This window comes from Okeania sp. SIO2F4, from assembly GCF_010672385.1.
Classification (GTDB): Bacteria; Cyanobacteriota; Cyanobacteriia; order Cyanobacteriales; family Microcoleaceae; genus Trichodesmium.
Genome location: NZ_JAAHGT010000208.1, coordinates 1 through 11,997, shown reverse-complemented (window position 1 = coordinate 11,997; position 11,997 = coordinate 1). Strand labels below are relative to the sequence as shown.

The following is an 11,997-nucleotide window of genomic DNA, read 5'->3' as shown; positions in this document are numbered from 1 at the left end:
CATCACCTGGTTCATTGATTCCGCCAGCGGATTGGCAGGCAGCGTTTTTCTGTTGATTGGGGCGCTTATCATCGCCGGTGTGATGCTGGCCTGGGCCAGATTTTTTACCATGTTTGTACGAAACTTTTTAGGATTTTCCTTAGTAAGTCTTTTAGTTTCAGCTCCTCCAGTTAATCACTCGCAACCTAAATTGACAACTCAGATGGAATCAGAGCCATCACAATTGTTGGCAATAGATTTTCCCCCATCCGATTCAAGAGGTGCGCCATCTAGAACTAGAGGAGCTGGGTCTCGTGGTCCGTGTAATCCAATAATAGAAGAAAAATTAGGAGTTAATCTAACTGCTGTAATGCCAGAAAATAATATAGGTACAACAGTTAGTCCTAACCCAACTGTCTATCTATATGTTCCAAAAAGCAATAAACAAAACGCAGAATTTGCTGTATATGATTGGACAAATAGAGTCAGAGAACCAATATACATAACCAATATATCTTTGCCCAAGTCTGCTGGAATTGTCAAAGTAAATTTGCCAAAAACTGTTGAATTACAACCTAATAAAACTTATGTTTGGCATTTTGGTATAATCTGCGATCCAGACCAGCGTAGTTTAGATTATTATATTAACGGATGGTTACAACGTACCTCTCTAACTCCAAAAACAGAAGCTAAATTGAAAGAACTGGAGGAAAAACCATTAGAGCAAGCCAAACTCTATGCTGAATCATCCGTGTGGAGTGAAACAATAACAACTTTAGAAAAATCTCGTGCAGCTTATCCTAATGCCTGGAAAGAACTTTTACAATCAGTAGGACTAGGAAAAATTGCGGATAGCCAAATCTTTGATTTTTCTCAAGAAATACAATCCTATTAAAGATAATCACAATTGTTAAATTATCCTGAAGATTGACACGAAAAAATGACTGGATAAAGTTAGCTGGCCAATTTAAACAGCTAGTTAAATAATGAATCGCGACATTTTGATGCTACTAATATCTAGTTTAATATCTATAGATTAAAATTTGAAAATTTTGCTACTCTTGGATACTATTTTCAAGATATTTAGGATATTTAAGTTTAATAGATTTATTCAACACCTTTTGACAGGGAACAACCTCTTAAAAATTTTGTATAGGATTAATACCCTTGAGTATAATATGAATTAGCTTGGTTTTTGTTTTCTGTGATTTAAGTACAACCTTCAAAAGTTTTCAATATTTATGTAGATATGTTTAAGTTTGTCCAATTATTTAGCTTCAGTAGTTAACCCTGAGTGAAATCTCGTTATGATTTTCTAGGAGCAAGATTCAAATTATTCATCTGGCAGTGGCGCGGGGTGTGGATAACTACTCCGTGCATAACTACCTTTGTTATCCTACTACGCCTAACCGGAATATTACAGTCATGGGAGTGGGGTACATACGATTTTTATATCCGAAACAGACCTTTACCTACACAGGATCGGCGTATTGCCATAATTGGCATTGATGAAGCAGACGTACACAAAATAGGTCAACCCGTTCTTCCCGATGCTACATACGCCAAGCTACTGGAAAAACTCAAAGCTATGGAACCTAGAGCTATTGGTTTAGATATTTATCGAGATTTACCTGTACCACCTGGTCATGAAGAATTAATTAGAGTCTTTAAAAACACTCCGAATTTAGTTGGTATCCAGAAAGTAGTAGGGGATAACAAACGAGAAGGAGTAGCACCACCACCAGCTTTAAAAGAAAAAGGACAGGTAGGGGCAAATGATATGGTGGTCGATGCAGATGGCCGAGTCAGAAGGGGTTTATTTTACTTAGATAATCAAGATGGGGAAACTATCCATAGTTTTGCTCTGCATTTAGCATTGCATTATTTAAAAAAGGAAAATATTAAAGCAGAAATAGTAGAGGGAACGAATAACTGGCGTATAGGAAATCAAGTCTTCATTCCCTTTGAAAAAAATGATGGTGGCTATGTAAAAACTGATGCAGGTGGCTATCAGTTATTAATCAACTATCGAGGGTCTAATGGTTATTTTGAAATTGTTAGTCTCACAGATATTCTTGAAGACCAAGTACCTCCAGACTGGGGAAGCGAGCGCATCATTCTCATTGGAAAAGTAGGAGAAAGTTTTAACGATCTATTCTATACGCCATATAGTAGTAGTTGGTTAAACTTGCCAAAACCAATGACAGGAGTAGAGCTTCAAGCAAATTTTATTAGTCAAATTATTAGTGCTGCCTTAAATGAACGTTCCTTAATCAGAACTTGGTCTGAACCCCAGGAATGGTTATGGATTTTTATTTGGTCTGGATTTGGAGCTACAGCTACATGGCACTGGCGAAATCAAACAAAACAATTTTTATCATTAGCTTTATTTAAACACCTCGCTCTAGAAATATTTATTTTATTTGGTAGCACTTATATTGGTTTTATTTATGGTTGGTGGATTCCCATTGTACCACCTCTATTAGCATTAGTAGGTGCTTTCTTTGTCATTACAGGTTATGTTGCTGGTACTGCTAGTGGGATTAGAAAAACTTTTTGCCGTTATCTTTCCCAGGAAATAGTCAGTAATTTATTGGAAAGTAAAGAAGGTTTAAAAATAGGTGGTAAAAGACAAACTATTACTGTATTAGCTTCTGATTTAAGAGGATTTACAGCTCTTTCAGAGAAACTATCTTCAGAAGATGTAGTAGAAATTATTAATATTTATCTGCAAGATATATTAAAAATAATCACAGACTATGGCGGTAATATTGACAAGTTACTTGGCGATGGAATAATGGTTCTTTTTGGTGCTCCAATAGTTAGGGAAGATGATGCGGAAAGAGCAGTTGCTTGTGCTTTGGCAATGCAGTTAGAAATGGAATCTATTAATAAGAAAATTCAAGTCTTAGGATTACCAGCTTTAGAGATGGGTATTGGTATTAATACAGGGGATGCGGTAGTCGGAAATATTGGTTCTGAAGAACATACAGAATATACTGCTATTGGTTGGGAAGTTAACCTAGCTTTTCGGGTAGAAACCTATGCCATCGGGAATCAAATCTTAATTTCTAATTCTACTAAAGAAGCGATCGGTATTTCAGAATTAAGAATAGATAGTATGAAGGAAATCAAGCCTAAAGGAATGAGTAATCCAATCAATATTTATGAAGTAGGAGGTATTGCTGGTAAATATAATCTGTTTTTACCAAAAGAACAGGAAATATTATTAATGTTAGAAAAACCAATTCCTATCTTTTATTTGATTGTAGAAGGCAAACAGATTAGTAATACTGTATTTAAAGGAAATTTAGTCAAGCTTTCTCAGAGAGGTGCAGAAATAGAGATGAATAAATCTACTTCAACAGATTCAATACCATTACCTTATAGTAATATTCAACTTAATTTATTGAAGCCAGATAATCAATCATTTATGAGCGAACATATTTATGGGAAAGTTTTAAAAGTAGAAGAAGCATCAAAGACTTTTTATATTCGTTTTACTTTCAAGCCTCAATCTGTTATTCAACAACTTGATAGTTTATATCAGTCTTCTTTAAAAAGATAAATAAAGCCACTCCATTCATGGAGAAAAAGCGGTCGAAGGATGGGGATGTTTCCCGCTCTTACAGAGCCGCTGCGCAATTTAAGTCGCTCCGCGAAACGCCATATCCAATCTCCCCTCGAGAAGAAAAAAAAATCCTTTTAGCCCAATCCTATCCGTTATAAGAAGAGTTCATTAATGGATAATGGATAATGGATAATTACAAGAAGGTTAAAACCGTACGGGAATTGAATATAAAGAAATATTATTTCTGTTTTTCCCCTTGAAAGGGGAGGCTTTTAACCAAGGTATTTCATTAATAATTAATAATTATTAATTATTAATTGTTGAACGATTTTTTAAGATGAAAGATAGCTATTATAAGGAGTCTAGGTGTCCTAGAGCTGAATAGCTATCTTTGCAAGAAAATTTTGGTAGATGAGATGGAATATCAATGTTCTTCTACATAGTATCTCTGCAGTTTCTACTAAAGTTATCAGATAGAAGGAGGAACTTTAACCATTCAGACTCAACGGCTCAGTTTACAAGATGGAACTCAAATATCTACATCTACTTTTGGGAAAGGCAAAGCTGGAAACTTGATGGTACAAGCAGAGGAAATTAAACTTATTGGTATTAGTGAAGATAAGTTTAATAGTGGTTTGTTTGCTTCTGTCCAAGATGGAGCTACCGGCCAAGGAGGGAACCTCACAATTGAAACTCAAAGTTTGAGTATACAGGATGGAGGCTTTGTAGGTGTTTTAACCCGTGGTGCAGGCAATGCTGGAGAACTTAATATAAAGGCTAAAGAAATTGAAGTTATTGGTCGTTCTGGTGATGGTATTTTCCCTAGCAATATCTCCGCTAGTGTAATAAACCCATTTGAAGGTAGAGCTACTGGTAATGGTGGAGACATATTCATTGAGACTGATAGTTTAACAATTCAGGATGGGGCGATAATTGATGCTGTCACTGAGGGAGATGGGCCAGCCTGACAAATTTCGATTCAAGCTAATGATAATATTACTATCTCTGGATTTAGTTCTCTAGCAGGTAACTCTAGTGCCATTACTGCTACTACAGCATTAGGTGCAACCGGAAAGGGTTGTAATATAGAAATTACTACTCCTATCCTGAATATTGATAATGGTGCAGTAATTACTGCTAGAAGTACCAGCGATTTTGATGGAGGTAATATTATTCTGAATGTCAATACCTTAAATCTAACAACAGGTGGGCAAGTTCTGACTTCTAGTTCCAGTAGTGGTAATGCAGGTAAAATAAAAGTAAATGCCAGCGATCGGGTCTTTATCTCAGGCATCGACTCCAACTTTAACGACAGACAAGAAGTAGTAGAAGGAGAATTAGATACCGATAGTCCCGAAAGTGCTATCGCATCTCGTGCCAGAGATAATAGTGATGCGGGTTCAGTCACGCTCAATTCTCCTCTCCTAAAAGTAGAAGACCAGGGAATAGTCACTGTTAGTAGTTTTGGTGAAGGTGTAGCAGGTTCACTGAATGTTAACGCCCCATCTATTGAACTGAATAATGGTACTTTGAGTGCAGAAACTAATGCTGGAGACGAAGGTAATATTACGATTAACTCTTCACACATCAGTTTAGAAAATAACAGTCAAATTACTACCAGTGCTACGGAGGATGCCACAGGAGGCAATATTACCATTGATACTCAGTTTATCGTCGCTAGAGACAATAGCCAAATTACTGCTAATGCTGTAGAAGGTCAAGGCGGTAACATTTCTCTTACTGCAGAAGGTGTGTTTTTTGACAATTCCAGTCAAATTACTGCCAGTTCAGCATTAGGTATTGATGGCACGATTGATATCAACACTCAAGTAGACCCTACTCAAGGTGTTGTGGCATTATCTCCTGAATTAGTTGATGCGGAGTCTATTATAGCACAAAACTTATGCTTGCCAAGTCAAGGCAGAATAGCAAGTAGTAGTTTTGTGATTACAGGTAAAGGTGGTTTACCTCCAAACCCCAATCAAGCATTAACGGTTTTAAGGGGAGTTGTTGACTGGGAAACAGGGGATAGGAAAATTATATCCGGTGGTAAAGAACCGACTGTGGTAGTCTACCAAAGGCAAGAGAGTAAAAAATTACCAGAAATTCGTCGAGCTACTGGTTGGGTAATGACTGAAGAAAGTAATATTACACTGACATCTACTTCACCCAGTTTTAAAACGGGTAGTTTACAATTAATTCATCCAGGTTGTTATCTATTTTTACCAACAATATTTGATAATTCTTAGTAATTGTTGTTTGAATCACTTTAACTAACGATATTAATTAGATAACTATGAAATTAAAATCTCTGTTTACTTCCGTAAGTTTCACATCTGGAATGTGGTTAATTTTTCCTATCTTATTTTGCCAAAAACAAGTCAATTCTCAAATAATACCAGACCAAACATTAGGGGAAGAAAGCACAATTATTAGGAATATTGACCAACTCAAAAAACAAATAGAAGGCGGCGCAATTAGAGGGTCAAACTTATTCCACAGTCTGCAAGAATTTAACGTACAAGAAAATCAAAGCGTCTACTTCACCAACCCAGCCGGAATTGAAAATATATTAACTAGAATCACAGGTAATAATGCTAGTAATATATTAGGAAAACTAGGAGTAAATGGAGCAGCAAACTTATTTTTAATCAATCCCAACGGGATATTTTTCGGACCCAACGCCACTCTAGACATTCGTGGTTCATTTATCGCCACAACAGCCGACGAAATCAGATTAGGAGAAAATGGATTATTCAGTGCCATAAACCCTCAAAGCAGTAACTTATTATCTGTAGAACCATCAGCCTTATTCTTTAATCAAATAGCAACCCAAACAGGAAATATTATTAACCAATCAACAGCAACAGAAACAGGATTACAACTCCCCACAGGAGAAACCCTAGGATTAGTAGGAAATCATGTCATAATTGATGGTGGAAAACTCACAACAGAACAAGGAAGAATCGAAATAGGCAGCGTTGGAGACAATAGTTTAATCAAATTAGAAAACACAGAAAATAATTATATATTAAATTATTCAGAAGTAGAAAAATTCAACAACATTGAACTAAAAAATAATGCAATAGTAGACGTAAGTGGAGAAGGAAGTGGAGAGATACAAATACAAGGAAAACAGATACAAATAAAAGAAAAATCAAGAATTCTAGCCAACACATTAGGAACCCAACTAGGAGGCAACATATCATTAACTGCCAGCGAATCAATAGAAGTAAATGACAGCCTAGTAGATGCCGATGTCGGACTAGGTGCAACAGGGAATGGAGCAAGTATCACAACCAATAGTCCAGGTTTAACACTCACAAGTGGAGGACAAATTAGCACAGCAACATTTGGAACAGGAGCAAGTGGAGAACTAACAGTAAACGCTCAAGAGATAGTAGCAATAGGAGCATCATCAGACGGTGAAAACCTCAGTGGTTTATTTACAGATGTATTGCCAGGAGCAACAGGTAGAGGCGGAAACGTTACCATCAACACCCAGAACCTCAAACTATTGAGTGGAGGACAACTAGGAGCCAACGTATTTGGAAATGGAGTTGGTGGAAACCTAACAGTAAACGCCAAACAAATAGAAGCAAGAGGCACAATACCAGTAGAAGCACCCCTACCACAACAACAACTACTGCTGCAAGCCCTAAATGGTCAATTTCCCAGTGGAATTTTAGCCATAGTCATACCAGAAGCAACAGGAAATAGTGGTAAATTAACAGTAAATAGCGATCGCATTCTCTTAGAAAATGGAGCACAAATAGGAACAGGAACATTTGGTTCAGGGAAAAGTGGAGAACTAGCAATCAAGGCAACAGATATAGAAGCAGTAGGAACATCAGCAGATGGGTTATTGCCAAGTAGTTTTTTTAGTTCAGTCTTATTTGGAGCCACAGGTCAAGGTGGAAATATCAATATTGAGACACAAAGTTTGACTCTAGAAGATGGGGGGAAAGTAATAGCGGGAACATCTGGAGTAGGAAATAGTGGAGATGTAACCGTAAAAGCTAAAGAAATTAACTTACAAGGTAGTTCTGGTAATGGTCGGTTTGCCAGTAGTATTGAAGCATCCGTCGAAGACTTATCAGACCTAGTTCCTGGGGCGTTGGGTAGTGGAGATGGAGGGCAAGTATTAATAGAAACTGAGCGACTGAGTATGGAAAATGGAGCCACAGTTAGTGGTAGCACATTTGGGGAAGGGCAAGGTGGAAGTATTGAAATCAATGCTATTGACATTGATGTTAATAACAGTGTCATTAGTGCTGAGAGCAATGATAATAATAGTATCGCTAGAATGACCATTGGAGATGGAGGAAACTTAAGCATTAATACTCAACATCTCAAACTCAAAAATGGTGGCAGACTCCTAGCATCGACATCAAGTGGAGGTCAAGGGGGAAATATTACAATCAATGCCACAGAAATGGAAGCCTTTGGAATTTCACCAGATGGCCAATTTCCCAGTGGTATAGACAGTCGAGTCCAACAGGGAGCAACAGGAAACGGCGGCAACTTAACCATAAATACCCAACGTCTAATACAAACAGATGGAGCATCAATTCAAGCCGGGGTTCTCAGTTCTGGTCAAGGGGGCAACGTTACAATCAATGCTACAGAGATTGAATTATCTGGTAGCGCTGCAAGTACAAACTTATTTCCAGAATTATCACCTCTGATCCTAAGCATAAACGGTGAAATTTCTAGTTCTTTATTGGTAACTGTTTTGCCTGGGGCAACAGGAAAAGGTGGAAACTTAATAATCAATACTGAAAATCTAACCGTGCGAGATGGAGGATTAATTGGTACAGGAACATTGGGTTCAGGAGAAAGTGGAGATTTAACAGTAAAAGCAACAGAAATTAATTTGATAGGTACTAACCCTACCGGTCAACTTCCTAGTACTTTGTTTACTTCAGTTTTGTCAGGAGCAACAGGCAATGGTGGTAACTTAACCATTGATACCGAACGCCTCCACCTGAGAAACGGTGGCCAAGTCAGAGCAGGTACATCTGGTAATGGTAAAAGTGGAGATTTGACTATACGAGCCAAAGATATTGAAGTCACTGGTCGTACTTTTGACATCACTGGTCGTGCTGATGATAATGGAGTTGGTAGTGGTATATTTGCTAGTGTAGAAGACTTAACAGAGTTATCTTTAGGTCTGGGTAAAGGGGATGGGGGTAACGCATTCATTCAAACAGAACGCTTAACAATTTTAGACGGAGCTGAAGTTAGTGTCATAACTGAAGGTGAGGGTAAAGCTGGAAATCTAACCATTAACGCCACCGACAATATTACTCTTTCTGGAGTCAGCGACCTTACAGGTAACTCCAGTGCTATCACTGCTGGCAGCGAACCAGGAGCAACACAAATAGGTGGAAATCTGAATATTACTACTCCCACCCTCAATCTCAGTAACGGTGCTGTGGTTACTGCCAGAAGTCGCAGCAATTCTAATGGTGGTAATATTTCCTTAAATGTCAATCATCTCAACCTTACCAGTGGTGCTCAAATTCTCACTTCCAGTTTCAATGACGGTAATGCTGGAACTATTAACATTAATGCGGATACTGCTATTACTCTCTCTGGACGTGATGTGAATTTTAAGGATCGAGTGGCTAACTTTCAACCACAAAACATTGATACTGATGGTGCAGAAACAGCTATTACATCTCGTTCTCGTGGTAATGGTAACGCTGGCTCCGTTACCATCAATACACCCACTTTGAGAGTAGAAGACACGGGTACGATCGCTGTCAGTAGTTCTGGTAGTGGGGAAGCAGGTTCCCTGTTTATTAATGCTCCATCTATTCAGCTCAACAATAGTACTCTTAGCGCTGAAACTGCTGCTGGAAAGCAAGGCAATATTAGCATACAAGCTTCAGAAATTAACCTCCAAAATCAGAGTCAAATTACTACAAATGCTACCAATACAGCCACAGGTGGGGATATTCATATTGAGACAAAATTTTTAATTGGTTCAGACAATAGCAACATTAGTGCCAATGCAATAGTTGGTGAAGGTGGTAATATTTCTATTGGCGCAGAAGGAGTGTTTTTAGACAATAGTAGTCAAATTACTGCAACCTCAGCTTTAGGTATTGATGGTTCCGTAGAACTGAATACTCAGGTAGACCCGACTCAAGGGGTGATAAAATTATCTGCTACGGTCATAGATACTGAGTCATTAGTGGCACAAAATTTATGTGTCGCAACAACTGGGGAAAAACAAGGAAGTTCTTTTATCATTACAGGTAGAGGTGGTCTCCCACCAGACCCGACTCAACCATTGACAGTATTGAGGGGAACTGTGGGGTGGGAAAGTAATAAACAAGAGGACACAGAGGTTGTTATGTCTGAGTCTCAACAACCTGTAGTGGTTGATCGTCGGCCAAAAACTCAGAATTTGCGACAAATTACTCAGGCAATGGGTTGGGTTATGACTAAATCTGGTAAAGTAACCCTGACATCCACTACAAATAGAATTAATTCAGCTAGTCCACAATTAATTCATCCTAGTTGTTATCTATTTTTAGGGAGTAGGGAGTAGGGAGTAGGGGACTTTGCTGATTTTAGTAAGGTGTAGAAAAAGCTCCTTGCTAGCTCCTAACTCCTGACTCCTGACTCCTGACTCCTGACTCCTGATAACTGAATATGATTGTCTGGATAATAATTTTAATTTTTTTCCCCTATTTTTCTGTTTGTAAACCTGCTATTGCTCAAATAACTCCTAGACCAGTTAACCCTATTCCTCAACCTTTACCACAAATAAAACCATTACCACCACCAGATGATTTACTCCAACCAAAACCAGTTCCATCTCTTTCTCCCCAATCTCCTCCTCTGCAAATTCCTGGTAAAATTACTGTCACCCAATTTGCCGTTATTGGTAGTACAGTTTTTAGTCCAACACAATTAGCAGAAGTTCTCAAACCTTTTACAGATAGACCTATTTCTTTTGCAGAATTACTTGAAGCACAAACAACAGTAACTCAGCTATATTTTGACCAAGGATATGTTACCTCTGGAGCTTTTATTCCACCACAAACTTTGCAAGATGGTACTGTTGTTATAGAAGTTATTGAAGGACAAGTTGAAGAAATTGAAATTTCCGGACTGAAACGACTTAATTCTAGTTATATTAGCAGTCGTATTGAATCTGGTCTTCAGACACCTCTAAATCAAAATCAGTTATTTAAATATCTACAGTTACTACAACTCAACCCTTTAATTGAAAGATTATCCGCTAATTTAACAGCAGGAACTCGTCCTGGTTTGAGTAGGTTAGAGGTACAAGTGGAAGAAACACCAGCTTTTTTTGCTCAACTTTCTGCTGATAATTTACGTTCTCCTAGTGTAGGTACTGTTCGTCTTCAAAGTCAAATTTCTCATAATAATTTGACTGGGTTTGGCGATCGCTTTAATGTTACTTACTATCGTACAGAAGGTAGTGATACTCTTGATGACTTGAGTTATACTCTCCCAATTAATTCTAAAAATGGTACTATTAGTTTGCGTCATCGTCGTACGAGTAGTGAAATTATTGAAGATCCTTTTAATGAACTAGATATTGACACAAGTTCTCAGACCTATGAGATGAGTTTTCGCCAACCTATTTATCAAACTCCTAGTACAGAAATTGCTATAGGTTTAACAGGTTCTGTAGAAGAGTCAAAAACTACTCTTTTAGATGAACCTTTTCCAGGTTCTATTGGTGCGGAAGATGATGGGGAAATTAATATTTCTTCACTGCGTTTTTTTCAGGAATATGCTTTTAGAAGTACCACAGATGTATTTGTGGCACGCTCAGAATTTTCTCTAGGGATAAATGTTTTTGGTGCGACTGTGAATAATCAAGCTCCAGATGGGAGGTATTTTTCTTGGCGAGGACAAGCACAATATTTACGTTTATTAGCACCAGAAACAGTATTTTTAATTAGGTCAGATATTCAGTTAGCTCCCAGAAGTTTATTTCCCCAAGAACAGTTTAGTTTGGGAGGGGGATTAAGTGTAAGGGGATATCGTCAGGATGCTTTACTTGCTGATAATGGTATGTTTATTTCTACTGAGTTTCGGTTTCCTATTCTGCGAGTAAGAAACTGGGATGCTATTTTACAATTAACTCCTTTTGTTGATTTTGGTACTGTTTGGAATAGTAATGAATTAGAATTAATTGAAGATACTTTATCTTCTGTAGGTGTGGGTTTAAGATTCCAAGTTGGAACTCGTTTTTCGGCTCAATTAGATTTGGGAATTCCTTTGGTTGATATAGATAATAATGGAGATTCTTGGCAGGAAGATGGTGTATATTTTTATCTTAGATATAGAGCGTTTTAAATAATTAATAATTAATAATTAAAGCTATCTCTAATTATCTATTGGTAATGAAGCTGGATGCTGAATGGTTAAAACAGATGATATGATTATAACTAATA

7 protein-coding genes are annotated in these 11,997 nt (G+C 37.6%); 6 read left to right on the top strand and 1 reads right to left on the bottom strand.

Going from position 1 to position 11,997, the window contains the following annotated elements; genetic code table 11:
- The first annotated feature begins 202 nt into the window (after positions 1-202).
- From F6K22_RS15155 to F6K22_RS15145, 3 genes are all read left to right on the top strand, one after another.
- Complete coding sequence (locus F6K22_RS15155) at positions 203-874, top strand: DUF928 domain-containing protein (RefSeq protein WP_293099113.1); 672 nt, start codon at positions 203-205, stop codon at positions 872-874.
- Positions 875-1,273: 399 nt separating this feature from the next.
- Positions 1,274-3,547 (top strand): CHASE2 domain-containing protein, encoded by a 2,274-nt coding sequence (locus F6K22_RS15150; RefSeq protein ID WP_293099110.1) that lies wholly within the window; start codon positions 1,274-1,276, stop codon positions 3,545-3,547.
- Between the two features lie 578 nt (positions 3,548-4,125).
- Positions 4,126-4,518: a hypothetical protein gene (locus F6K22_RS15145; protein WP_293099107.1), complete on the top strand. Its 393-nt coding sequence runs from the start codon at positions 4,126-4,128 to the stop codon at positions 4,516-4,518.
- 11 nt (positions 4,519-4,529) lie between these two features.
- Here F6K22_RS15145 and F6K22_RS15140 read toward each other — a convergent pair whose 3' ends face one another.
- Positions 4,530-5,003 carry a hypothetical protein gene (locus tag F6K22_RS15140; protein ID WP_293099104.1) on the bottom strand — a complete coding sequence of 158 codons (474 nt, stop codon included), beginning with the start codon at positions 5,001-5,003 and terminating at the stop codon, positions 4,530-4,532.
- 76 nt (positions 5,004-5,079) lie between these two features.
- Between F6K22_RS15140 and F6K22_RS15135 the strand changes: the two genes are divergently transcribed.
- From F6K22_RS15135 to F6K22_RS15125, 3 genes are all read left to right on the top strand, one after another.
- A complete protein-coding gene (locus F6K22_RS15135; RefSeq protein WP_293099101.1) occupies positions 5,080-5,799 on the top strand; it encodes a hypothetical protein in 720 nt (239 codons plus the stop codon).
- 47 nt (positions 5,800-5,846) lie between these two features.
- Positions 5,847-10,112: a two-partner secretion domain-containing protein gene (locus F6K22_RS15130; RefSeq protein ID WP_293099098.1), complete on the top strand. Its 4,266-nt coding sequence runs from the start codon at positions 5,847-5,849 to the stop codon at positions 10,110-10,112.
- A 104-nt stretch (positions 10,113-10,216) separates the two neighbouring features.
- On the top strand, positions 10,217-11,899 hold the full coding sequence (locus tag F6K22_RS15125) for a ShlB/FhaC/HecB family hemolysin secretion/activation protein (protein ID WP_293099095.1): 1,683 nt from the start codon (positions 10,217-10,219) through the stop codon (positions 11,897-11,899).
- Positions 11,900-11,997 lie beyond the last annotated feature (98 nt).